Source organism: Kitasatospora viridis (assembly GCF_007829815.1).
Classification (GTDB): Bacteria; Actinomycetota; Actinomycetes; order Streptomycetales; family Streptomycetaceae; genus Kitasatospora; species Kitasatospora viridis.
The window spans coordinates 135,971-160,330 of the sequence record NZ_VIWT01000006.1; the positions used below are offsets into that span (position 1 = coordinate 135,971).

At 73.6% G+C, this 24,360-nt stretch carries 18 protein-coding genes; 13 read left to right on the forward strand and 5 right to left on the reverse strand.

The window, feature by feature from the left end; genetic code table 11:
• The first annotated feature begins 252 nt into the window (after positions 1-252).
• The 4 genes from FHX73_RS39670 to FHX73_RS39685 are packed head-to-tail and all read left to right on the forward strand — an operon-like array spanning position 253 to position 9,287.
• On the forward strand, positions 253-6,804 hold the full coding sequence (locus FHX73_RS39670; RefSeq protein ID WP_145910926.1) for a type I polyketide synthase: 6,552 nt from the start codon (positions 253-255) through the stop codon (positions 6,802-6,804).
• On the forward strand, positions 6,801-7,235 hold the full coding sequence (locus FHX73_RS39675; protein ID WP_145910927.1) for a DUF3291 domain-containing protein: 435 nt from the start codon (positions 6,801-6,803) through the stop codon (positions 7,233-7,235). The genes FHX73_RS39670 and FHX73_RS39675 overlap by 4 nt, the downstream gene beginning before the upstream one ends.
• Positions 7,236-7,252: 17 nt before the next feature.
• Positions 7,253-8,500: an acyl-CoA dehydrogenase family protein gene (locus FHX73_RS39680; RefSeq protein WP_145910928.1), complete on the forward strand. Its 1,248-nt coding sequence runs from the start codon at positions 7,253-7,255 to the stop codon at positions 8,498-8,500.
• Positions 8,501-8,510: 10 nt separating this feature from the next.
• Positions 8,511-9,287, forward strand: coding sequence for a thioesterase II family protein (locus tag FHX73_RS39685; RefSeq protein WP_145910929.1), 777 nt, complete (start codon positions 8,511-8,513; stop codon positions 9,285-9,287).
• 95 nt (positions 9,288-9,382) lie between these two features.
• Here FHX73_RS39685 and FHX73_RS39690 read toward each other — a convergent pair whose 3' ends face one another.
• Positions 9,383-10,390: a GlxA family transcriptional regulator gene (locus FHX73_RS39690; RefSeq protein WP_145910930.1), complete on the reverse strand. Its 1,008-nt coding sequence runs from the start codon at positions 10,388-10,390 to the stop codon at positions 9,383-9,385.
• 72 nt (positions 10,391-10,462) lie between these two features.
• On the opposite strand from FHX73_RS39690, the gene FHX73_RS39695 reads away from it, so the two are divergent.
• Positions 10,463-11,869 (forward strand): MFS transporter, encoded by a 1,407-nt coding sequence (locus tag FHX73_RS39695; RefSeq protein ID WP_145910931.1) that lies wholly within the window; start codon positions 10,463-10,465, stop codon positions 11,867-11,869.
• Positions 11,866-13,062, forward strand: a complete 1,197-nt coding sequence (locus FHX73_RS39700) for an epoxide hydrolase family protein (protein WP_145910932.1) — start codon at positions 11,866-11,868, stop codon at positions 13,060-13,062. Before FHX73_RS39695 ends, FHX73_RS39700 begins: the two co-directional genes overlap by 4 nt.
• A gap of 74 nt (positions 13,063-13,136) precedes the next feature.
• Here the strand turns inward: FHX73_RS39700 and FHX73_RS39705 are convergent, their stop codons facing one another.
• Entirely contained in the window at positions 13,137-14,096 is a 960-nt protein-coding gene (locus tag FHX73_RS39705; protein WP_211786485.1) for a zinc-dependent alcohol dehydrogenase, read from the reverse strand.
• A 191-nt stretch (positions 14,097-14,287) separates the two neighbouring features.
• On the opposite strand from FHX73_RS39705, the gene hemL reads away from it, so the two are divergent.
• From hemL to FHX73_RS39735, 6 genes are all read left to right on the forward strand, one after another.
• Positions 14,288-15,622, forward strand: coding sequence for a glutamate-1-semialdehyde 2,1-aminomutase (hemL, locus tag FHX73_RS39710; protein WP_145910934.1), 1,335 nt, complete (start codon positions 14,288-14,290; stop codon positions 15,620-15,622).
• 157 nt (positions 15,623-15,779) lie between these two features.
• Entirely contained in the window at positions 15,780-17,987 is a 2,208-nt protein-coding gene (locus FHX73_RS39715; protein ID WP_145910935.1) for a (Fe-S)-binding protein, read from the forward strand.
• A gap of 138 nt (positions 17,988-18,125) precedes the next feature.
• Complete coding sequence (locus FHX73_RS39720; protein WP_145910936.1) at positions 18,126-18,569, forward strand: MarR family winged helix-turn-helix transcriptional regulator; 444 nt, start codon at positions 18,126-18,128, stop codon at positions 18,567-18,569.
• 28 nt (positions 18,570-18,597) lie between these two features.
• Positions 18,598-20,376, forward strand: a complete 1,779-nt coding sequence (locus FHX73_RS39725) for an MFS transporter (RefSeq protein ID WP_145910937.1) — start codon at positions 18,598-18,600, stop codon at positions 20,374-20,376.
• Between the two features lie 43 nt (positions 20,377-20,419).
• The gene (locus tag FHX73_RS39730) at positions 20,420-20,995 is read left to right on the forward strand and encodes a cysteine hydrolase family protein (protein ID WP_145910938.1); all 576 of its coding nucleotides are present in this window, start codon (positions 20,420-20,422) and stop codon (positions 20,993-20,995) included.
• Positions 20,992-21,570 (forward strand): YbhB/YbcL family Raf kinase inhibitor-like protein, encoded by a 579-nt coding sequence (locus FHX73_RS39735; protein ID WP_145910939.1) that lies wholly within the window; start codon positions 20,992-20,994, stop codon positions 21,568-21,570. Before FHX73_RS39730 ends, FHX73_RS39735 begins: the two co-directional genes overlap by 4 nt.
• A 7-nt stretch (positions 21,571-21,577) precedes the next feature.
• Here FHX73_RS39735 and argJ read toward each other — a convergent pair whose 3' ends face one another.
• The gene (argJ, locus tag FHX73_RS39740; RefSeq protein WP_145910940.1) at positions 21,578-22,732 is read right to left on the reverse strand and encodes a bifunctional glutamate N-acetyltransferase/amino-acid acetyltransferase ArgJ; all 1,155 of its coding nucleotides are present in this window, start codon (positions 22,730-22,732) and stop codon (positions 21,578-21,580) included.
• 147 nt (positions 22,733-22,879) lie between these two features.
• Between argJ and FHX73_RS39745 the strand changes: the two genes are divergently transcribed.
• On the forward strand, positions 22,880-23,257 hold the full coding sequence (locus FHX73_RS39745; protein ID WP_145910941.1) for a VOC family protein: 378 nt from the start codon (positions 22,880-22,882) through the stop codon (positions 23,255-23,257).
• A gap of 28 nt (positions 23,258-23,285) precedes the next feature.
• Here the strand turns inward: FHX73_RS39745 and FHX73_RS39750 are convergent, their stop codons facing one another.
• Both FHX73_RS39750 and FHX73_RS39755 read right to left on the reverse strand, forming a co-directional pair.
• Positions 23,286-24,086, reverse strand: a complete 801-nt coding sequence (locus FHX73_RS39750; RefSeq protein ID WP_145910942.1) for a UbiA family prenyltransferase — start codon at positions 24,084-24,086, stop codon at positions 23,286-23,288.
• Between the two features lie 27 nt (positions 24,087-24,113).
• Positions 24,114-24,359, reverse strand: a complete 246-nt coding sequence (locus tag FHX73_RS39755) for a 4Fe-4S binding protein (RefSeq protein WP_145910943.1) — start codon at positions 24,357-24,359, stop codon at positions 24,114-24,116.
• Between the last annotated feature and the right edge of the window lies 1 nt (position 24,360).

Sequence of the window (24,360 nt, forward strand, 5' to 3'; positions counted from 1 at the left end):
TCGCGACGCCCGGCACGCACTCTCGCCGCACCGGCCGAAAGCCCAAGTACGTCCAGTACGAGGACTTCCGGCCGGCACGCCGAGAGCACGCACCGGACGCCGCTCCCTGGGGGCGCCTCCCGGCCGAAGGCTGGGGGAGGGCAAAAGTTGCCTGACGCGGCACTAGCGGCGCGGGACGGCGGTCGACCGGCCGCCGTTCCGCCGCCGCGGGGATCGATCGCTCACTGTTTCGCTCATTTTTAGGGGAGAACGTTGGACACGTCGGTTGACGATCTGGTCGAGGCACTACGCGAGTCGTTGAAGGAGAACGAGCGGCTCAAGGCGAGGACCACCGAGCCGATCGCGATCATCGGAATGTCGTGCAGGTTCCCCGGCGGGGTGACCTCGCCGGAGGACCTCTGGGAGCTCGTGGCGGCCGGCGGCGACGCGATCGGCCCGTTCCCCACGGACCGTGGCTGGGACACCGACAGCCTCTACCACCCGGACCCGGACCACCCCGGCACCACCCACGCCCGCGAGGGCGGATTCCTGCACGACGCCGCCTACTTCGACGCCGGCTTCTTCGGGATCACGCCGCGCGAGGCGGCCGCCATCAACCCGCAGCAGCGCCTGCTGCTGGAGTGCGCCTGGGAGGCCTTCGAGCGGGCGGCCATCGACCCGGCGACCCTGACCGGGAGCCGGACCGGCGTCTTCGCCGGGGTGATCTACCAGGACTACAGCAACCCGCTGCAGTCCCCGCCGTCCGACGCGGAGGGCTACCTGCTGACCGGCGAGCTCGGCAGCGTCGCCTCCGGCCGGATCGCCTACACCATGGGCCTGCAGGGGCCGGCCATCACGATCGACACGGCCTGCTCCTCCTCGCTGGTCGCGATGCACACGGCGGCCGAGTCGCTGCGCCGCGGCGAGTGCTCGCTGGCGCTGGCGGGCGGTGCGACCGTGATGGGCCACCCGCGGGTGATCACCGAGATGTCCCGGCAGGGCGTGCTCTCGCCGGACGGCCGCTCCCGCTCCTTCTCCGACGACGCGGACGGGGCCGGCTGGGGCGAGGGCGTCGGGATCCTGCTGCTGGAGCGGCTCTCGGACGCCCGGGCCAACGGCCACCCGGTGCTCGCGGTGATCCGCGGCTCCGCGGTCAACTCGGACGGTGCGAGCAACGGCCTGACCGCCCCGAACGGCCCCTCGCAGCAGCGGGTGATCCGCGACGCGCTGCGGGCCTCGGGCCTGTCGCCCGCCGACGTGGACGCGGTGGAGGCGCACGGCACCGGCACCTCGCTCGGCGACCCGATCGAGGCGGGCGCCCTGATCGCCGCCTACGGGCCGGACCGCCCGGCCGACCGGCCGCTCTGGCTCGGCAGCGTGAAGTCGAACATCGGGCACGCGCAGGCGGCGGCCGGCGTGGCGGGCGTGATCAAGACGGTGATGGCGCTGCGGCACGGCGTGCTGCCGGAGCTGGTGCACTTCTCCGCGCCGTCGCGCCACGTGGACTGGGACGGCAGCGGCGTGGCGCCGCTGGCCGAGGCGGTGGCGTGGCCGCGGGGCGAGCGGGTGCGGCGCTGCGGGGTGTCCTCCTTCGGGATCAGCGGCACCAACGCGCACCTGATCGTCGAGGAAAGCCCTGACGAGACGACAGAAACCGCTGATCACACTTCGATTGACGGCCCGTCGGTGGTGCCGTGGGTGCTCTCGGCCCGCGGTGAGGCGGCCCTGCGCGGGCAGGCGGAGGCGCTGACGGTGACCGGCCGCGGCGAGCGGCCGCAGGACGTCGGCTACTCGCTCGCGGCGACCCGCTCGGAGTTCGAGGACCGGGCCGTCGTGCTGGGCTCGGGGCGCGAGGAACTCCTCGCCGGCCTGGCCGCGTTGGCACGCGGCGAGTCGGCGCCGTCGGTGGTGCGCGGCCGTGCGTGGGCGCAGGCCCGCCCGGTCTTCGTCTTCCCCGGCCAGGGTGGCCAGTGGGTCGGGATGGCGAGTGAACTCTCCGCCTCCTCGCCGGTGTTCGCCCGTTCGCTGGCGGAGTGCGGTGAGGCGCTGGGCCGTTACGTGCCGTGGTCGCTGCGCGAGGTGCTGGACGGCGCCCCGGGCGCACCCGGGCTGGACCGGGTGGACGTGGTGCAGCCGGTGCTGTGGGCCGTAATGGTCTCGCTGGCGCAGGTCTGGCGGTCGTACGGCGTCGAGCCCACCGCCGTGATCGGCCACTCCCAGGGCGAGATCGCCGCCGCCGTGGTGGCCGGCGCCCTCTCGCTGGACGACGGCGCGCGGGTGGTGGCCCGGCGCAGCCAGATGCTGGTGCCGCTGGCCGGCGGCGGCGCGATGATGTCGCTGTCGTTGAGCGCAGCCGAGGCCCGCGAGCGGGTCGCCCGCTGGGCCGGCCGGGTCGACGTGGCCGCGATCAACGGCCCCGAGTCGGTGACCGTTTCGGGCGAGCCCGAGGCCGTCGAGGAACTGCGCGCCGAGTGCGAGGCCGCCGGCATCCGCGCCCGCGTGGTCAACGTGGACTACGCCTCGCACAGCAGCCGGGTCGACCCGGTCCGCGAGGAACTCCTGGAGGCGCTGCGCACCGTGCGCCCGCAGGCCGGGACGGTCCCGATGATCTCCACCGTGACCGGCAAGCCCGTCGAGCACGAGGAGCTGGACGCGGACTACTGGTGGCAGAACCTGCGCCAGCCGGTCGAGTTCGAGGCGGCCTCGCGCCACCTGCTGGCCGCCGGCCACCACGTCTTCGTCGAGATCAGCCCGCACCCGGTGACGGCCTACGGCCTGGAGGGCACGATCGAGGCCGCCGGCGCCGCCGCAGCCGTGATCGGCACCCTGCGCCGCGACGACGGGGGCCCGCTGCGGCTGGCCACCTCGCTGGCCCAGGCCCACGTGCACGGCGTCCCGGTGGACTGGAACGCCTACTTCGCCCCGGCTGCCCCGCGCCGCATCACCTTGCCCACCTACGCCTTCCAGCGCCAGCACCACTGGCTCACCGAGCCGCCGCGCACCGCGCCGACCGACCTGGCCGCGGCCGGCCTGGAGCGCCCGACCCACCCGTTCATCGGCGCCGGCGTGCAACTCGCCGAGACCGACGGGCACTTGTTCACTGCCCGGCTCTCGCTGGAGAGCCACCCGTGGCTGCTGGACCACGCCGTCGGCACCGAGGTGGTGCTCCCGGGCACCGCGCTGCTGGAACTCGCCCTGCGGGCGGGGGAGCAGGTCGGCGCCGAGTGGGTGGACGAGCTGGTGCTCGAAGCCCCGCTGCTGCTGCCCGAGGACGACAGCGTCCAACTCCAGGTCACCGTCGGCGCGGTGGACGAGGAGGGCCGACGCCGCGTCAGCGTGCACTCCCGGCGCGGCGGCATCGGCGAGTGGACCCGGCACGCCACCGGTGTGCTCTCCGCCACCTGGGAGCCGCCGGGCGGCACTCCCGCCGAGTGGCCGCCGGCCGGCGCCGAGCCGCTGGACGTGGCGGCCGTCTACGACCGGGCGGAGCGCGCCGGGCTCTCCTACGGCCCGGTCTTCCGCGGCCTGGAGCGGCTGTGGCGCAGCGGCGAGGAGTACTTCGCCGAGGTCCGGCTGCCCGAGGAGGTCACCGGGGACGCCGAGCAGTTCGGCCTGCACCCGGCCCTGACCGACGCCGTGCTGCACGGCTGCCTGGCCGCGCTGGCCGACCGTGGCGCGCTGAAGAACGAGGCCGTGCTGCCGTTCACCTGGGCCGGCGTGGGCCTGTACGCGGTGGGCCCCGCCGCCGTCCGGGCGGTGATCCGGCCGACCGGCGACGCCGAGTTCGGCATCGAGCTCGCCGACGACACCGGCAGCGCCGTCGGCCGGATCGGGTCGCTGGCCTTCCGGCCCGCCGGCGCCCAGCTGCAGGGGGCGGCCCGCTCGCTCTCCGCGGTCCGCTGGACCTCGCTCGCCGCCCCGACCGGAGCCGCCGCCCTGCCGGACGGCGCGTTGCGCCTGCTCGCCGCCGGCGGCGAGGGGCTGGGCCGCCTGCTCGCCGACGCCGCAGTGGAGTTCGCCACCGACGCGGACGCCGCCTCGGCCACCGACCGGCCCGCGCTGATGCTGCTCGACGTCCCCCCGGGCACCGGCCCGGCGGACGCCCACGACCGCGCGTCCGCGGCCGCCCTGGCCGGCTCGGCCACCGCGGCCGTCCGGCGGACACTGGCGGGCCTGCGCGAGTGGCTGGCCGCCACCGGGGACTCCCCGGCCCGCCTCGCGGTGATCACCCACCGCGCGATCGGCACGACCCCCGAGGAGGACGTCGCCGACCTGGCCGGCGCCTCGGTCTGGGGCCTGGTCCGCACCGCCCAGGGCGAGTACCCGGGCCGCTTCGTCCTGGTGGACCTGGACGACGACCCGGCCTCGGTCGCCGCACTGCCGCTGGCACTGCGCACGGCGGAGGATCAGATCGCGGTGCGCGGCGGCCACTTGAGCACCCCGCGGATCGGCCCGCTGCGCACCGAGGCGGCCGTCGCCCCGCTGGCCGCCCCCGACCGCACCGTGCTGATCACCGGCGGCACCGGCGGCCTCGGCGGCCTGCTCGCCCGGCACCTGGTGACCGGGCACGGCGTGCGGCACCTGCTGCTGGTCGGCCGGCGCGGCGAGAGGGCCCCCGGGGTCCGCGAACTCGTCGCCGAACTGGCCGAGTTGGGTGCCTCCGCCGAGGTCGCGGCCTGCGACGTCGCCGACTACGACGCGCTCGCCGAGCTGCTCGCCGCCGTCCCCGCCGACCGCCCGCTCGGCGCGGTGGTGCACGCCGCCGGCCTGCTGGCCGACGGCACCATCGACACGCTGACCGACGACCAGATCGCCCGCGTCATGCGCGCCAAGGTCGACGGCGCGGTCAACCTGCACCTGCTCACCCGCGACAGCGAGCTGTCCGCCTTCGTCACCTACTCCTCGGTGGCCGGCGTCCTCGGCACCCCGGGGCAGGCCAACTACGCGGCGGGCAACACCTTCCTCGACGCCCTGGTGCACCACCGCCGGGCGCAGGGCCTGCCGGGCAGCTCGCTGGCCTGGGGCCCGTGGGAGCTGGAGACCGGCATGACCGGCGGCCTGACCGAGGTGGACCACGCCCGGCTCGCCCGCTGGGGCCTGCTGCCGCTGGACTCCCAGGACGGCGCCGCGCTGTTCGACGCGGCCCGGGCCGCCGACAGTCCGCTCGCGGTGCTCTGCCGCATCCAGCTGACCCGGGCCACCGACGCCCGGCTGATCCCGGCGATGCTGCGCGACATGGTCCGCGACACCCCGCGGCTGCGCAAGGCCCGCGCCGCCGCGAGCACGGACGGCGGCTCGGCCGACCGCGAGGGGCTGCGCGGGTTCCTCGCCGGCCTGCCCGCCGAGCAGCGGCACGCCGAGCTGGTCAAGATCGTCACCCAGCACGCCGCCGAGGTGGCGAACCTGGCCTCGGCGGCCGACGTCGCCGCCGACCTGCCGCTGATGGCGCTCGGCTTCGACTCGCTGGCCTCGCTCGAACTGCGCAACCGGCTGGTGCACCTGCTCGGCCTGACCGGTCACCTGCCGGCCAACGCCGTCTACCAGACCCCGACCCCCGAGGGCCTGGCCGCCCGGATCGCCGCGATCCTGGCCGACGAGGACGGCACGCCCGAGGCACCGGCCGAGCAGCCCGGTGCGGAAGCCGCCCGGCTGGCCGAGGACATCGTCCCGGCAGACACCGTCGCCCCCGCCGCGCTGGCGGGAGCCGAGCACCTGCTTCTCACCGGTGCCACGGGCTTCCTCGGCGCCTTCGTGCTGCGCGAACTGCTCGACCGCACCACGGCCACGGTGCACTGCCTGGTCGCGGCCGATGACGCCGAGCAGGGCGCGGAGCAGCTGCGGGCGGCGCTGCGCGGCTACCGGCTGCGCGACGACGACCTGGCCGAGCGCCTGGTCCCGGTGCCCGGCGACCTGGCCCGGCCCCGGCTCGGCCTGACCGAGGACCAGTTCGACGAGCTGGCCCGCACGGTGGACGGCGTCCTGCACTGCGGGGCCGCCGAGGCGCTGGAGCTCGCCGAAGCACTGGAGCCCGCCGAGGAGTCCGGCTCCGCCGACCCCACCGGCACCGAGGAGCTGCTGCGGCTGGCCGCCCGCCACCGCACGGTGCCGCTGCACCACCTCTCGACGCTCGCCGTCTTCGCCGAGCCGGGCCCGGACGGGCAGGCACCGGCCGAGGGCTCGCCCACCGGCCCGGACGCGGCGCTGACGGACGCTCACGACCGGGGCATGCGCGACGCGGAGGAGCTGGTCGCCACCGCGCGCGGGCGCGGCCTGCCGGTCTCGACCTACCGGCCGGCCCGCCCGTCCGGCCACCAGCACACCGGAGCCAGCGACCCGCAGGACCTGCTCTGGCAGGTCGTCAAGGGCTGCGTGCAGCTGGGTGCGGCGCCCGTCACCGAGCTGACCTGCGACCTCGTCCCGGTCGAGTACGCGGCGGCGGCCGTCGCGGGCCTGGCCTGCGACGGGCAGGCGCTCGGCGGCACCTTCCACCTCTCCAACCCGGAGCGGGTGCCGTTCGCCGCGATCGTCGCCGCCCTCACCGCCCACGGCTACCCGGTCTCCGAGCTGCCGTCGGGGCTGTGGGCCGACATGGTCGGCGGCGACCCGGACAACGCGGCGCACCCGGTGCTCCAGGCCTTCACCGAGGCCGTGCTGGACCCCGAGGGCCGCGGCGGCCTGGTCGTCGACTCGGCCGCCACCCAGGAGGCGCTCGCGGCCGTCGAGGTCTCCTGCCCGCCGGTGACCGCCGCGGCGCTCGCCGCCACCCTCGACTACTTCGTCGAGACCGGCTTCCTGCCCCACCCCGAGGAGGTTTCGAACCGATGAGCGAGCAGTACCACCTGGCCCAGGCGAACATCCTGTACGCCGTCGACTCGCTGAAGTCGGAGGCCCTGGCCAGCTTCCACGAGCTGGCCCTGGACATCGACGCCCTCGCCCGCAAGGCGCCGGGCTTCGTCTTCCGGCTGGAGTCGCTGTTCGACGTCCCCGAGGACCCCTACATGCTGAACGTCTCGGTGTGGGAGTCCATGGAGTCGCTGCGGGACTTCACCTACCGGGGCGAGCACGCCGACTCGCTGAAGATCCGCCGGACCTGGTTCAAGCCCCCGCGCGGGGCGCCGTCGGTCCTGTGGTGGCTGCCCGCCGGCAGCCTGCCCGACGTGGACGAGAGCATGGCCCGGCTCGGGACGCTCAACGCCAAGGGGCCGACCCCGGAGGCCTTCACCTTCCGCCGCATGTTCCCGCCGCCGGTGTCCTGAGAGAGGAACGACGACCGATGCCTTCTGACGACCTTTCCCCTGACGAGCTTTCGACTGACGTCGTTGCCCCTGATGTTGTTTCGCCTGACGTCGTTCCGCCCACGCCGGCCGAGGCGCTGCGGGCCTTCCGCGAGTTCGCCCGCGACACCCTGCGCGGGCACGACGCCGAGTTCGACTCGGGCGCGGAGCCCCCGCTGGAGCTCTACCGGCCGCTGCACAAGCAGGGCCTGCTCAACTGGTGGCTCCCCGCCGAGTACGGCGGCGCCGGCCTCGGCCTGGCCGACAGCGTCGACATCGTCTCGGAACTCGCCTACGCGGACGCGGGATCGGCCTTCACACTGCTGATCTCCATCCTCGGCAGCTCGATGGTCCGGCTGTACGGATCGCCGGAGCTGAAGGAGCGCTACCTCACGGCGATGACCCGCGAGCCCGGCTACGCCTCCGCGCTCGGCAGCGAGCGCGAGGCGGGCAGCGAGCTGATCAACCTGACCACCACGCTGACCCGGCGCGGTGACCAGGTGGTGCTCGACGGCGAGAAGATGTTCTCCACCAACTCCGGGTTCGCCGACTTCATGGTGGTGTTCGCCAAGGAGGCCGGGGCGAAGGGGGTGGCCTCCTACCGCGCGGTGCTGGTGCCGCGCGGCACCCCGGGCGCCCAGGTGGTGAAGCGCTGGGACATGATCGGCCTGCGCTCGGCCGGCACCTACCAGGTGCGGTTCACCGACTGCGCGGTACCGGCCGGCAACGTGCTGGACGGCCCGGGCCTGAAGATCATCGAGGTCGGCCTCAACTCCAGCCGGATCCTGATCGCGGCGATCGCGCTCGGCGTCTCCCGGCGGATCCGCGACCTCTGCCTGGAGTACGCGATCGGCAAGCCGCTGGGCGGCCACAAGCTCATCGAGAACGCCGTTTTCGCGAGCAAGATCGGCCAGATGGAAATGCAGATCGAGGTGATGCGCAATCAGTGCCTCGCGGCGGCCCGCGAGTACGACGAGGTGATGGCGCTGCCCGACCCGGCGCGCGAATTCCTCCAGCGCGGCGCACTGCGTTCCTCGTTGACCGCCAAGATGTTCTGTGGACAGACCGGTTGGCAGATCGCCACGGTCGGTTCGGAGATGTTCGGCGGCCTCGGGTACACGAACGACATGCCGATCTCGAAGTACCTGCGGGACATCCGGGCCGTCACCATCGTCGAGGCCGGCGACGACGTGCTGCGCGAACTCGTCTTCCGACGGTTCGTCCTCCCCTCCAACCGCCGGATCTGAGGTAGCGGACATGGCTCAGAGGTCGCTCGACAAGTTGTCACCCTGGTTCCAGTACGTGTCCGCCGCCGGCGGGCCGGGCGAGGCCTGCCTGGTCTGCGTCCCGCCGGCCGGCGGCGGCGCGGGCGCGTTCTGGGCCTGGGCCCAGTGGCTGCCCGCCCAGGTGGACCTGCTGCTGGTGCAGCCGCCGGGGCGGGAGGACCGCTTCGGGGACGAGCCGCGCTGGACGCTCGACGAACTGCGCACGGAGTTCGACCGGGTGCTGGACCGGCTGCCCCGGGTGCCCTACACCGTGCTGGGCCACAGCATGGGCAGCCTGGTCGGCACCCACCTGGCGACCTGGCTGGCCCCGGCCCGGGAGCTGCGCCGACTGATCGTCAGCTCCTACCGCCCGTCCCGGAGCGAGAGCCGGTTCTCCCGGGTCTTCCCGGGCGGGCGGATCGAGGGGATCGACCTGGCGCAGCTCGCCGCGCTCAGCGGGATGACGCCCGCGCAGTGGCAGGAGCTGCCCGCCGAGTTCCGCGAGCCCCTGACCCGGCGCTGGTACGCCGACCTGGCGCTCTCCGCCGAACTGCCGGTGCCCGACGGGGTGGTCCTGGACTGCCCGGTGACCGGTTGGCTCGGCGACCGCGACCTGATGGCCGAGGACGAGCTGCTGGCCTGGTCGAAGCTCACCTCCGGCAGCTGCGAGGTGGAGTCCTGGCCGGGTGGCCACGACTACCTCTTCGCTCGGCCGACCCCCGTGCGGGAGCGGCTGATCGAGCTGCTCGGCGTCGGCGGGCGCGGGTAGCGGCGCGGATGCCCGGCCCCGCGCGGACCCGGCCGGCGCCGGCGGCCGTCCTGCCCCGATCGGGCGGGACGGCGCCGGCGCGGGCCGGCGCGCCGTCAGCGCAGCGCGGGGGCCGGGTTGTAGTCGCGGCGGTACCCGGTGGGGGAGACGCCGAACTCGCGGGCGAAGTGGGCCCGCAGGTTGGGCGCGGTGCCCAGGCCGCTGCGCTCGGCCACCAGGCCCACCGGCAGCCCGGTGCTCTCCAGCAACTCCCGGGCCCGGCCGAGCCGCTGGGTGAGCAGCCAGCGGCTCGGCGTGGTGCCCAGCTCGGCCTGGAACCGGCGGATCAGGGTGCGCACCGACACCCCGGCGCGGGCGGCGATGCCGCCGACCCCGATCGGCTGGTCCAGCCGGGCCATCGCCCAGTCCAGCACCTCGCCCAGGGCGGAGCCGGTGTGCGGCACCGACATCGGCGACTCCATGTACTGGGCCTGGCCGCCGGAGCGGTGCGGCGGCACGATCATCCGCCGGGCCACGGCGTTGGCGGCCGCCGTCCCGAGGTCCTCCCGGATCAGGTGCAGGCACAGGTCGATCCCGGCCATCAGGCCGGCGCTGGTGAGCACGTCGGGGTCGTGGGTGTAGAGGATGTTCGCGTCCACCCGCACCGCCGGGAACCGGCCGGCCAGCACGGGCGCGTGCTCCCAGTGGCAGGTGGCGGTGCGGCCGTCCAGCAGCCCGGCGGCGGCGAGCACGAAGGAGCCCGAGCAGAGCGAGACCAGCCGGGCGCCGCGGGCGTGCGCGGCGCGCAGCGCGGCCAGCACCAGGGCCGGCGGGTCGCCGTGCACGTCGCCCGAGCCGGGCACCACCACGGTGTCGGCGCTCACCAAGTCGTCGAGCCCGTGGGTGGCCCGCAGTTCGAACGGTCCGGCCGGCCCGAAGTGGTCGAACCCGGAGCGCAGCGGCACCGGTTCGCCGGCGCCGCGCTCGCCGCACATCCGCAGCTCGTACCAGTCGCCGGGGTGGTTGCGCGGCGGGGAGCCGAAGGCCTGGCAGGCGAGCGCGACCTCGATCGCGGCCTGCTGATCCAGCATCAGCACGGCCAGCGTGCCCGGAAGTCTGGTCATGGCACAAAACTATCGTCAGTTGGCAAACAAGACACTCGTGATGGCCGAACCCGCTCGGTACGGTGACTAAACGTGACAGCGCACCTCACCCAACCCTCGACCGCCGCCCGGGCCGACGCCCGCCGCTGGCGGATCCTGGCGGTCGCCTCGGCCGCCCAATTCCTCGCCATCCTGGACCTGTTCGCGGTCAACGCGGCGTTCCCGGCACTCGAACGCTCCTTCCACGGCACCAGCCTGGCCGAGGTGTCCTGGGTGCTCAACGCCTACACGATCGTGCTCGCGGCCATGCTGGTCCCGGCGGGGCGACTGGCCGACGACATCGGCCGCAAACCCGCCTTCCTGATCGGCATGGTGCTGTTCGGGGTGGCTTCGGTGGGCTGCGCGCTCTCCCCGGCGCTCTCCGTGCTGGTCGGCGCGCGGGTCGTGCAGGCGGTGGCGGGCGCGATCCTGATCCCCACCTCGCTCGGCCTGGCGCTGCCCGCCTTCCCCAAGCACGAGCACGCCACCGTGATGGGCATCTGGACCGCGGTCGCCGCGGTCGGCGCCGGCAGCGGCCCGGTGGCCGGCGGGCTGCTGCTGAACGCCGGGTGGCGCTGGATCTTCCTGATAAACATCCCCGTCGTGCTGGTCGCGGTGCTGGTCGGTCGCCGCCTGCTCCCCGCCACCGCGCGCGGGCAGCGCAAGCGCCTGGACCTGCCCGGGGCGGCACTGGTGCTGGCCACCGCGGCCGGCCTGACCACCGTCTTCACCCAGGCCCCGGTCTGGGGCTACGGCTCGGCCGCCGTCCTCGGGCTCGCGCTGGCGACCGTTCTGGCCGGCGTGCTGACGGTACGTCACCTGCGCCGGACCCCCGACCCGGTGATCAGCTTCGCGCTGTTCCGGCACCGGCTGTTCGGCGTCGCGGTTAGCGGGGTGTTCCTCTACTACCTGGCCTTCGCCGCGATGATCCTGGCCGCCACGCTCTTCTTCACCGGCCGCTGGCACTACTCCGTGGTGGCCGCGGCGCTGGGCATCGCCCCGATGCCCGCCAGCACCCTGGCGACGGCGCCGCTGTCCGGCCGGATCGTCGCCAGGGTCGGCGCGCGCACCTCGGCGGTGCTCGGCGGGCTGACCCTGGCGGCCGGCTGCGGCTGGTGGGCGCTGACCGCCACCGACCGGCCGCAGTACCTGTTCGTCTTCCTGCCCGGCGCGGTCCTCGCCGGGGTGAGCACCGCGCTGCTGCAGCCGCCGCTGTTCGGCTCGGCCGCCGCGCTGCCGTCCAGTCAGACCTCGCTGGCCACCGCGGTGCTGATGATGTCCCGGCAGATCGCCTCGGCCCTCGGCATCGCGGTGCTCACCGCGATCCTCGGGCACCAGGCCCTGCACGGGTTCCGGGTCGCCTGGCTGGCCATGTGCGCCGCCGCGCTCGCCTCGGCCGTGACCAGCACCCGGTTCCGCGGCGCCACCACCGAGCAACCAGAAGGAGCAACCGGCCCATGACCACACCCACGACGGCCCAGACCTCGCCCCGGACGACCGTGCCGACCGAGTCCGTCGTCCCGTTCCGGATCGACCTCCCGCAGGCCCTCGCGGCCGACGTGCGGGAGCGGCTTGCCCGGACCCGCTGGCCGGAGCTGGAGACGGTCGGCGACTGGTCGCAGGGCACCCGGCTCGACTTCGTCCGCGAGCTGTGCCGGTACTGGCAGGAGGAGTACGACTGGGCGGCGGCCGAGGCACGGCTGAACCGGTTCCCGCAGTTCACCACCGGGATCGACGGGCTGGACATCCACTTCACCCACGTCCGCTCGCCGCACCCGCAGGCCGTGCCGCTGCTGATCACCCACGGCTGGCCCGGCTCGGTCGTCGAGTTCCACAAGGTGATCGGCCCGCTGGTCGACCCGGTCGCGCACGGCGGCGACCCGGCCGACGCCTTCCACGTGGTCTGCCCCTCGCTGCCGGGCTTCGGGTTCAGCGGCAAGCCGGACCGCCCCGGCTGGGGCACCGAGCGGATCGCCGACGCCTGGGACCAGTTGATGAACCGGCTCGGCTACCGGCGCTACGGGGCCCAGGGCGGTGACTGGGGCGCCCGGATCACCATGGAGCTCGGCCGGCGGCACCCGGACCGCCTGATCGGCATCCACCTGACGATGGTGCCCTTCGAACCGCCGCGGGACCCCGGGCTGCTCGCCGACCTCACCGACCGCGAGCACGCGGCGCTGGAGCGGCTCGACCGGCACCGGGCCCAGGGGTCGGCGTACGCCGCGATCCAGGCGACCCGCCCGCAGAGCATCGGCTACGGCCTGACCGACTCGCCCGCCGCGCTGGCGGGTTGGCTGCTGGAGAAGTTCGCGGAGTGGAGCGACTGCGACGGCGACCCCGCCTCGGTCTTCGGCACCGAGGAACTGCTCGACAACCTGCTGATGTACTGGGTGCCCGGCACCGGCGCCTCGGCCGCCCGGCTCTACTGGGAGAGCTTCGGCGCGCTCGGCGGCCGGCCGGCGCCGATCCGGGTGCCGACCGGCTGCTCGGTCTTCCCGGCCGACTACTACCGGCCCACCCGCCGGCTGGCCGAGCCCGGCTACCCGGCCCTGCGGTACTGGAACGAGCTCGACGCGGGCGGGCACTTCCCCGCCCTGGAGCAGCCGGAGCTGCTGGTGGCGGAGGCCCGTGCCGCGTTCCGCGCGTTCCGCTGACGCACCGTCAATCGCCGTTGGACCTAGGACCCCGGGGCGCGTCACGACCGTCGTGACGCGCCCCGGGGGCAGACTCAGGGGGTGATGACCACCTTCAGGCCGGTGCGGCGCTGGGCGGCGGCGAAGGCGTCGGCCGCCTCGGCCAGCGGCACCCGCGAGGTCACCAGTGGGTCGAGCGCGACCACGCCGCGGGAAGCCAGGTCGATGGTGCGCGGGTAGACCTCGCCCATCCGGCGCACCATCGCGATCTCCAGCTCCTTGCCGCGCGCGAGCGAGGCGCGGAACGTCGTCCGGTCCGAGCCGGGGATGCCGCCGAGCACCACCCGACCGCCCGGCCGGACGGTCTCCATGGCGATCCGCACCCCGTCGTCGTTCCCGGCCATCTCGAACGCGACGTCGACGCCGTACTCCGCGAAGTCGGCGAAGTCGTCGGGGTTGGTGGAGGGGTCGAGCACCTCGTCGGCGCCCCACTTGGCGGCGGCCTCGCGGCGGTGCGCGAGCGGCTCGACCGCGATCAGCCGAGACACCCCGGCCGCCCGCAGCAGCTGGATCAGCAGCAGGCCGACCGGCCCGCAGCCCACCACCGCCACCGCGCCGCCGAACGGCACCCGCCCCAGGTCCAGCGACCAGAGCGCCACGCCCAGCGGCTCCAGCATCGCGCCGGCCGCGTCCGACACCGTGTCGGGCAGCGGGTGCAGCCGGTGCGTGGGCCACGGCATGACCTCGCGCAGCATCCCGTCCGTCACCCCGTGGCCGGAGAACCGGATCCGGTAGCACAGGTTCTGCCGCCCCTCCCGGCAGCTGCGGCACTCCTCGCAGGGGATCGCCGGGTCGATCGCGACCCGCTCCCCGCGCCGCGGCCCGGCCAGGATCACCCCGGCGCCCTCGTGGCCCGGCACCAGCGGCCGGTCCAGCTTCGCGTCGCCGATCGCGCCGTCCTCGTACCAGTGCAGGTCCGACCCGCAGATCCCGACCGCGGCGACCCGCACCAGGGTCTCGCCGGCACCGGCCTGCGGCTGCGGCTCATCGGCCACCCGCAGGTCCGTTATCCCATGAAGCCTCGCTATCTGCATTGCACCAACTGTATTGGGGGAACCAGGGGTTGTACACGGATCTGGCCGAATACCGGACAGTGTGGCCGAACTGACGGTGAGTCGGCTGACCTAGACTGGCGACAATGCCGCTCCACCCGCACTCGCCACGAGGTCGACAGAACGAGATGAGCATGACGACGAGCAATGAGTCCCAGTTCGTTCGCGCCCGGAAGGTCATCCCCGGCGGGGTGAATTCGCCGGTGCGCGCATTCGGTTCGGTCGGTGGCGCGCCGCGCTTCGTCACCTCCGCCGCCGGAGCCCGCATCACCGACGTCGAGGGGCGCGAGTACGTCGACCTCGTCGCCTCCTGGGGGCCGGCGATCCTCGGCCACGCCCACCCGGAGGTGGTCGCCGCGGTGCAGCAGGCCGCCGCCCGCGGCCTCTCCTTCGGCGCCTCCACCCCGGCCGAGACCGAGCTGGCCGAGACGGTGATCGAGCGGCTCGGCGGCACCCGCGCGGCGGGCGGCCTGATCGACGAGCTGCGCCTGGTGTCCACCGGCACCGAGGCGACCATGACCGCGATCCGACTGGCCCGCGGCTTCACCGGCCGCCCGCTGCTGATCAAGTTCGCCGGCCACTACCACGGCCACTCGGACGGCCTGCTCGCCGCCGCCGGCTCCGGGGTGGCCACCTTCGGCCTGCCCGCCTCGGCGGGCGTGCCCGAGCCGATCGCCTCGCAGACCGTGGTGCTGCCGTACAACGACCTCGACGCCGTCCGCGCCGCCTTCGCCGCCCACCCCGACCGGATCGCGGCCGTGATCGTCGAGGCGGCCGCCGCGAACATGGGGGTCGTCGCGCCCGAGTCCGGCTACAACGCCGCGCTCGCCGCGATCGCCCACGAGCACGGCGCCCTGCTGATCCTGGACGAGGTGCTCACCGGCTTCCGGGTCGCGGCGGACGGCTACTGGGGCCTGGAGCAGGCGCGCACCGGGCAGGCGTACGACGCCGACCTGGTGACCTTCGGCAAGGTGATCGGCGGCGGGATGCCGGTGGCGGCGGTCGGCGGCCGCAGCGAGGTGATGGCGCACCTCGCCCCGAACGGCCCGGTCTACCAGGCCGGCACGCTCTCCGGGAACCCGCTGGCCGTCGCGGCCGGCCTGGCCACCTTGCGGCTCGCGGACAAGGAGACCTACGCGCACCTCGACCGGGTGAGCGGCGTGCTCCAGGGCGCCGTCTCGGCGGCCCTCACCGAGGCCGGCGTCGTGCACACCGTCCAGTCGGCCGGGAACCTGTTCTCGGTGCTGTTCGCGCCGGAGCCGGCCCGGGACTACGCGGCCGTGCAGGCCCAGGAGACCTTCCGGTTCGCGCCGTTCTTCCACGCGATGCTCGACCGTGGGGTCGCGCTGCCGCCGAGCGTCTTCGAGGCCTGGTTCGTCACGGCCGCCCACGACGACCGCGCCCTGGAGCAGATCGTCGAGGCGCTGCCGCACGCCGCCCGGGCCGCCGCGCAGGCCCGCCCCGAGTAGTCGGCGGCTCCGTGCTCGGCGCGGGGGGCAACCCGGTGGCGCGACAGTCACGCTGATGGAGCGTCATGGCCGTCGCAGTCGGGCGGGTGTGACGACCCGTCGGTAAGCTACTGTTGAGTAACATAGCTGTCGTGCCACCGAGCTCGGAGGAGCGCCCATGCAACTCGCCGCGATCATCGTCACCTTGGCCCTGACGGTGGCTGGCATCGCCCTGATCGGCCGCGCCTTCGTGCAGCTCTACCGCTTCGTCCGGCTCGGCCAGCCGGTGCCCGCCGGTGCCCGGACCGACGCCCCCGGGCGGCGCACGGCGACGGTGGCCCGGGAGTTCCTGGGCCACACCCGGATGAACCGCTGGGGCATCGTCGGCGTGGCCCACTGGTTCGTCGCGGTCGGGTTCCTGACGCTGGGTCTGACCATCCTCACCGCCTACTGCCAGCTCTTCCAGCCGGACTTCGTGCTCCCGCTGATCGGCGACTGGCTGCCCTACGAGCTTTACATCGAGCTCATCACCCTGGGCACCACGGTGGGCATCCTGGTGCTGATCGCGGTGCGGCTGCTCTCGCTGCCCTCCCGGCCCGGGCGCAAGTCCCGGTTCGCCGGCTCGGTCGCCTGGCAGGCCTTCTTCGTCGAGTACGTGATCCTGGTCATCGGCGTCTGCATCCTGGTGCTGCGCGCCCTCGAAGGCGCCCTGCACGGCGTGCACCACTACGAGGCCGGGTACCTGGTTTCCTACCCGCTGATCCTCGCGTTCAAGGGCCTGGGTACCGGCACCCTGGACAACCTGGTCTACGGCTTCGCGACCGTCAAGCTCGCGGTGACCATGATCTGGGCGATCACCATCGGCCTGAACACGAACATGGGCGTGGCCTGGCACCGGTTCCTCGCCTTCCCGAACATCTGGTTCAAGCGGAACGCGGACGGTGCGGTGGCGCTGGGCGCGTTGCAGCCGATGAGCTCCGGCGGTCAGCCGATCGACTTCGAGACTGTGTTTGACGACCCTGGGGCGGAGGACGCCGTCTTCGGGGTCTCGCAGGTCGAGCACTTCTCCTGGAAGGGCATCCTCGACTTCTCCACCTGCACCGAGTGCGGCCGCTGCCAGTCGCAGTGCCCCGCCTGGAACACCGGCAAGCCGCTCTCGCCCAAGCTGCTGATCATGTCGCTGCGCGAGCACGCGCACGCGAAGGCGCCGTACCTGCTGGCGGGCGGGCGTGATGGCGAGGGTGCGAGCGGGGTCCCCGCCGCCGCGCTGGCCGAGGCCGAGCGTCCGCTGATCGGCACCGTCGAGGAGGGCGGCGTGATCGACCCGGACGTGCTGTGGTCCTGCACCACCTGCGGCGCCTGCGTCGAGCAGTGCCCGGTGGACATCGAGCACATCGACCACATCGTCGACATGCGCCGCTACCAGGTGATGATCGAGTCCTCGTTCCCCACCGAGGCCGGCAGCATGCTCAAGAACCTGGAGAACAAGGGCAACCCGTGGGGCATGGCCACCAAGGCCCGCCTGGACTGGGTCAAGGAGCTGAAGAAGGAGACCGGCATCGAGGTCCCCGTCATCGGCGAGACCATGTCCGATGGAACGACGTGCGAGCCGGCCGAGGTCGAGTACCTGTACTGGGTCGGCTGCGCGGGTGCGCTGGAGGACCGGGCGAAGAAGACCACCAAGGCCTTCGCCGAGCTGCTGCACACCGCGGGGGTGAAGTTCGCGATCCTGGGCAAGGAGGAGTCCTGCACCGGTGACTCCGCCCGCCGCCTGGGCAACGAGTTCCTCTTCCAGATGCTGGGCGCGCAGAACGTCGAGACGCTCAACGCCGCCCTGGAGGACGCTCCGAAGAAGCGGATCGTGGCCACCTGCCCGCACTGCTTCAACACCATCGCCAACGAGTACCCGCAGCTCGGCGGGCACTTCGAGGTGATCCACCACACCCAGCTGCTGCAGCACCTGATCGACGAGGGCAAGCTCGTGCCGGTCAACCCGGTCGAGGGTCTGATCACCTATCACGACCCGTGCTACCTGGGCCGTCACAACAAGGTCTACAGCCCGCCGCGCGAGATCATGGACAAGGTCCCGGGCCTGCGCCAGCAGGAGATGCACCGTCACAAGGAGCGCGGCTTCTGCTGCGGCGCCGGTGGCGCGCGGATGTGGATGGAGGAGCGGATCGGCAAGCGGATCAACACCGAGCGGGTGGACGAGGCGCTGTCGCTCAACCCCGACATCGTCTCCACCGCCTGCCCGTTCTGCCTGGTGATGCTCTCCGACTCCGTCAACGGCAAGCGGAGTGAAGGAACTGCCAAGGAGCACCTGAAGGTGGTCGACGTCGCCCAGCTGCTGCTCGACTCGGTCAAGGCCGCACCGGTCGACGCCTGACGCCGACGAGCACACCAGCACACCAGCGCACCAGCACGCCAGGGGCGGGCGGATCCGAGCGGACCCGCCCGCCCCTGGCGTTCCCTCCTCCGCGGCCCAGGAATGTACTAAAGCAGACTGATAAACTAGCCTTAGCATATGAACGATGACGACCTGGACCCCGCCGCGATCGGCGCGGCCCTGCTCGCGGGCATCAGCGTGCTGGTGCGCCGGGTGCGCCAAGTGGGCGTCGACGGCGGGCTCACCATGCCCGAGCGGTCGGCGCTGTCGCTGCTGGACCGCACCGGTCCCACCACCTCCGCGGCGCTGGCCCGGGAGGCGCAGATCACCGCGCAGGCGATGGGTGCGACGCTCGCCGGGCTGCGCGAGCGCGGCCTGGTCGAACGCCGCCCGGACCCGGACGACGGCCGGCGCATCGTGCTCTCGCTGACCGACGCCGGCCGCGAGGCGCTGCGGAACAAGCGCAGCGCGCGGGTCGAGCTGATCGCCGAGGCCCTGACCGGCGGCGCCTTCACCCCGGCGGAGCTGGAGCAGCTCGCCGTGGCCGGGCCGCTGCTGGAGCGGCTGGCCCAGCACATCTGATGCCCATACGACTCTGGGGGACGAACCGATGAGAGCTCGTGTCAAGACGCCCGCGCCGGGGCGCCCGCCCGGCGACCGGTACAAGTGGACGGCGCTGGCGAACACCACCGCCGCTGTCTTCATGTCCGCGCTGGACGGCTCGATCGTGCTGATCGCCCTGCCGGCGATCTTCCGCGGCGTGCACCTGGACCCGCTGGCGCCGGGAAACATCGCCTACCTGCTCTGGATGATCATGGGCTACCGGCTGGTCCAGGCCGTCCTGGTGGTCACGGTGGGCCGGCTGGGGGACATGTACGGCCGGGTCCGGATCTACAACTCCGGGTTCGCGGTCTTCACCGTCGCCTCGGTGCTGCTCTCCTTCGACCCCTTCGACGGCGGCCACGGGGCGATGTGGCTGATCGCCTGGCGGGTGGTGCAGGCCGTCGGCGGGTCGATGCTGACGGCGAACTCGGCCGCGATCCTGACCGACGCCTTCCCGACCGAGCAGCGCGGCTTCGCCCTGGGGATCAATCAGGTCGCGGGCCTGGGCGGGATGTTCATCGGCCTGGTCGCCGGCGGGCTGCTGTCGGCCTGGGACTGGCGGGCGGTGTTCTGGGTCAACGTGCCGGTCGGCGTCTTCTTCACGCTCTGGGCCTACCGCACCCTGCGCGAGACCGGAAAGCGCGGCGGCGGCCGGATCGACTGGTGGGGCAACATCACCTTCGCCGTCGGCCTCAGCGCGGTCCTGATCGCCGTCACCATGGGCCTGCAGCCCTATGGCGGACACACCATGGGCTGGACCAACCCCGTCGCCGACGCGCTGATCGCCGGCGGGCTGGCCCTGTTGGCGGCGTTCGTCGCCATCGAGAACCGGCACCGCGCGCCGATGATCCAGCTGAGCCTGTTCCGGCGGCGGGCCTTCACCTTCGGCAACCTGGCCAGCCTGGCCATGTCGATGGGCCGGGGCGGCATGCAGTTCGTGCTGATCATCTGGCTGCAGGGCATCTGGCTCCCGCTGCACGGCTACGACTTCACCGACACCCCGCTGTGGGCGGGCATCTTCATGCTGCCGCTGACCGCGGGCTTCCTCGCCGCCGGCCCGGTCTCCGGCTACCTGTCCGACCGGCTCGGCTCGCGCGGCCTGTCCACCGGCGGCGCGCTGCTGTTCGGCGCCAGCTTCCTGGGCCTGATGCTGCTGCCGATCGACTTCGGCTACTGGGCCTTCGCGCTGCTGATCGCGCTCAACGGGATCGCCAGCGGCATGTTCGCCGCCCCCAACTCCTCCTCGATCATGGGCAGCGTGCCCGCCCAGCTGCGCGGCGTCGCCTCCGGCATGCGCTCCACCTTCCAGAACTCCGGCACCGCCGTCTCCATCGGCGTGTTCTTCTCCCTGATGATCGCCGGACTGGCCGGCAGCCTCCCGCACACCCTCACCGCCGGGCTCCAGCAGCAGGGCGTCTCGGCGCAGGTCGCCACCCAGGTCGGCAACCTGCCGCCGGTCTCCTCGCTGTTCGCCGCCCAACTGGGCGTCAACCCGGTCCAGCACCTGCTCCAGCCCACCGGCGCGCTCTCCCAGCTGACGGCGGCCCAGCAGCAGGCGCTGACGGGCCGTGAGTTCTTCCCCAGCCTGATCTCGGGGCCCTTCCACTCCGGCCTGGTCATCGTGTTCGCCTTCGGCGCCGCCCTCGCCCTGCTCGCCGCCATCGCCTCGCTGCTGTGCGGCACCGACTCCGCCGCCGAGCGCCGGCGACCGCGGACGGGTGTCACCGGCGACGCCCTCGCCAACGCGGCCGCCACCGACGGCCGCACCGGGACGCCGGCGGTGTGACCCGCCGCGACGGCCCGCCCACCCCTCTCACTGGAGAACGACCTTGGCACTGACCACCATCGACCCCGTCACCGCGCTGGTCGTGATCGACCTGCAGAAGGGCATCATCGCGGCCCACTCCGACGCCGCCACCGAGGCCGCCGTCGAGCGGTCGACCAGGCTGGCCGCCGCGTTCCGCCGACAGGACCGGCCCGTGGTCCTGGTCACCGTGACCGGCCGGCCGCCGGGGCGCACCGACGGCGGACGGTCCGGGGCACCCGTGGTGCTGCCGCCCGGCTGGGCCGAGCTCATCGACGAACTCGACGTCCGGCCGACCGACCACCTGATCACCAAGCGCCGGCGCAGCGCCTTCCACGACACCGGCCTCGACACCCTGCTGCGCGACCTCGGGGTCACCCAGGTCGTGCTCACCGGGATCTCGACCAGCTCGGGCGTCGAGTCGACCGCGCGCTCGGCCTCCGACCACGGCTACCACGTCGTGGTCGCCACCGACGCCGTCACCGACCCCGACGCCGAGGCGCACCGCCACAGCGTCCAGCGCGTCTTCCCCAAGCTGGGCGAGACCGCCACCACCAACGACATCATTGACATGATCGACATGATCGAGGCAACGCGATGACCCTGCTCGGCCGGCTCCTGAAGAACCGCAAGGCGGACCCCGCCCTGGCGGCCTGGCACCTGCCCAACCTCCAGGGGCCCGAGTCGCCCACCCTGACCCTGACCAGCCGCCAGTTCGGGGACGGCGAGACGATGCCGCTGGAGCAGTGCGCCAAGCACATCGGCGGCAAGGACCTCTCCCCGCACCTGGACTGGACCGGCCTGCCGACCGGGACGGCCCAACTGCTCCTGGTCGTCGAGGACATCGACGTCCCGATGAGCAAGCCCGCCGTGCACTGCGTCGCCCTGATCGACCCGACGGCCGGGCCCCTGGAGCCCGGCGCCCTGGCGGCCCGCCAACCCGCCCCCGGCGTCCGCCCGTTGCGGGCCACCATCGGACGCGGCTACCACGGCCCCGGCCCGATCAAGGGCCACGGTCCGCACCGTTACGTCTTCCAGGTCTTCGCCCTCGGCGCCGCCCTCCCGGACGCCCCCGCCGGCACCCCGCTCGACCGGGCCCGCCCCCGCGCCCTGCTGGCGGCCGTCACCGCCCCCGTGCTGGGCCGGGCCCGGCTGACCGGCGTCTACGAGCGCTGACCCACGCTCAGGTGGTGTACGCCGAGTTGAGCTCCACGTACCCCTCGGTGAGGTCGCAGCCGTAGACGGTGAACTCGCCATCCGCGATGCCGAGCTCGACCCGGATGGTGACCTGGTCGCCGCCCAGGTGCCGGGCCGCCCGGTCGAGCAGCGCCTCGGTCTGTTCGGCGGGGAACAGCAGTTCCCCGCCGAAGGCGATCCGGACCCGCTCGGGATCGATGTCGTGCTCCTCGTGCAGCTTGCCGACGGCCATGGCGACCCGGCCCCAGTTCGGGTCGGCGCCGTGCACGGCGGTCTTCACCAGCGGCGAGTTGACGACCGCCTTGCCGACCCGCTTGGCCTGGGCGGCGTCGCGCGCCCCGGTCACCTCCACGGTGATGGTCTTCCCGGCGCCCTCGCCGTCCGCCGCGATCTCCTTCACCAGGGCCAGCGCGCAGGAGTGCAGGGCCCGTTCGAACTCGGCGAGGTCCACGGGGCCGGCCGCGCCGTTGGCGATGACGGCGGCGGTGTCGCTGGTGGAGGTGTCCGTGTCGATGCTCAGCGCGTTGAAGGTCGTCTCCACCACCCGGCGGAAGATCGCGTCCAACTCGGGCTGCGGCACGGCCGCGTCGGTGAAGAAGAAGGTGAGCAGGGTGGCCATGTCGGGCTCGATCATCCCGACGCCCTTGGCGATCCCCAGCACCGTGGCGCCGCCGCAGCGGGCGGTGTGCAGCTTGGGCCGGGTGTCGGTGGTCATGATCCCCCGGGCGACCGCCGCGAAGTCGGCCTCCGGCAACGGGTCGGTCAGGCTGCTCCGCAGGCCCGGCAGCATCCGCTCGATCGGGTAGGGGCGCCCGATCACCCCGGTGGAGGCGATCAGCAACTCCTCCGCCGGGACGCCCAGTTGCTCGGCCGCCTGGCCGCGCAGCAGGGTGGCGTGCTCCAGCCCGCGCGGCGTCGCCACGTTGGCGTTGCCGGACACCACGACGACCCCGCGCACCCGGTCGGCCGCCGCCCGACTGAGCCGCACGCTCGGCCCGGCGAACCGCGACCGGGTGAACACCGCAGCGCTGGTGGTGGGTTCGTCGGAGACGACCACCACGAAGTCGTCCGCGCCGTCCTTCACGCCCAGTCGGGTCGCGATGCTCCGGAAACCGGCAGGGGAGGGCTGGGGCACGGCCATGGGGGTTCCTCGCTCGGGCGCTGGATGAATAAGAATGCGCCGAAGCGTACATGTATCCGATCGTCGACGGCAAAAGCGTTTGATCGGCGCCACGGCCCCACGACAGGCTGAAGACCGCCGGAGCCCACCGGCCGACCTGGAGGCGCGATGTCCCTGAACCTGAAGCTGGTCGCAATCACCCTCGACTGCGCCGACCCGCTCGCCCTGGCCGCCTTCTACCAGCAGGCCACCGGCTTCGACCTGCACCCGAAGTCGGACGCCGAGTTCGCCGGCCTGAACCGCGAGGACGGCCTCTTCCTCGGCTTCCAGCGCGTCGACGCCTACCGCCCGCCCCGGTGGCCCGGCCAGACGGACCCTCAGCAACTCCACCTCTGCTTCGACGTCCCCGACCTGCCCGAGGCCGAGGCCGGCCTGCTCGAACTGGGCGCGGGCAAGCCGGAGTTCCAGCCCCACGACCCCGCCAAGGCCGTAGTGCTCACCGACCCGGCGGGGCACCCGTTCTGCATCTGCCAGGCCAGGGGCTGACGCGGCCGCCCGCCCGGCCGCCCGGGGCTCAGCGCAGCACGAGCAGCGCGGCCGCCAGCAGGCCCTGGGCCTCGATCCAGGGCCGCCAGCGCGCGTCGTGCTCCCGGCGGTAGCCGAGGGCGGTGGCGGCGGTGGCGAGCGCGAGCGGGGTGAGTCCGGGGGTGGCGAGGATGGCCGCGGTGCAGAGCAGGCAGCCCACCAGGCGGGCGGCGGGCGGGCCGATCAGGACGGGGAGCGAGCGGGTGCCGTGGCGGCGGTCCTCGTCGACGTCCCGCAGGTCGTTGACCAGGATCTGAGTGGCCACCAGGCACCAGACGGCCGCCGCGGTCAGGGCGGTCGGCCGGCTCCACGGTCCGTGGGTGACGGTCACCGGGACGAGCACGGTGACCACCGTCCACAGCAGGGCGACCAGCACCTCCTTGGCCGCCGGCAGCTGCTTCCAGGCGACCCGGCCGCCGCGCCGGGGGATCCACTTCACCGTGTAGCTGACCGACAGGCCCAGCCCGCCCAGCAGCCACGGCAGGCAGGCCGGCCGCAGCACGACGGTGGCCACGGCCAGTGCGGCGAGCACCCGTCCGAGCCGCCGCAGCACCACCGCGCGGGCGGCCAGCCAGGCGGTCCGCGCGGGCATGGTGAACCGGTCGGCGTGCTGTTCGGCGGGCGCCATCCGGTCGCGCAGGTAGAAGACGGCGGTCAGCAGGAAGGCCTGCCCGACGACCACCGGGTCGACGGGCAGGCCGAGGAGCAGCGCCGTGCAGACCACCCAGCCGGCCGCGCTGCCGGCCATCAGCAGGTTCGACCAGACCAGCCACGGGGTGAGCCCGGCCACGGAGGCGTCCTGAGGCACCGTCAACCGTCAGGCGAGCGCGACCGGCTGCGCGGCGAGCTCGGCCTGCTCTTGCTCGGTCGCGGTGCGCGAGTCGATGGCGGTGACGGGGCAGACCTTCTCGCAGGCCATGCAGGCGATGTCGCAGGGCGTGTCGGTGGCGATGGTGTCGAAGGGGGTGGTGAACCCGGCCTCCTTCGGACACACCGCGACGCACGCCCCGCACTGGATGCAGGCGTTCCAGTTGACCTGGAAGACCACGGGCAGTAAGGGCATC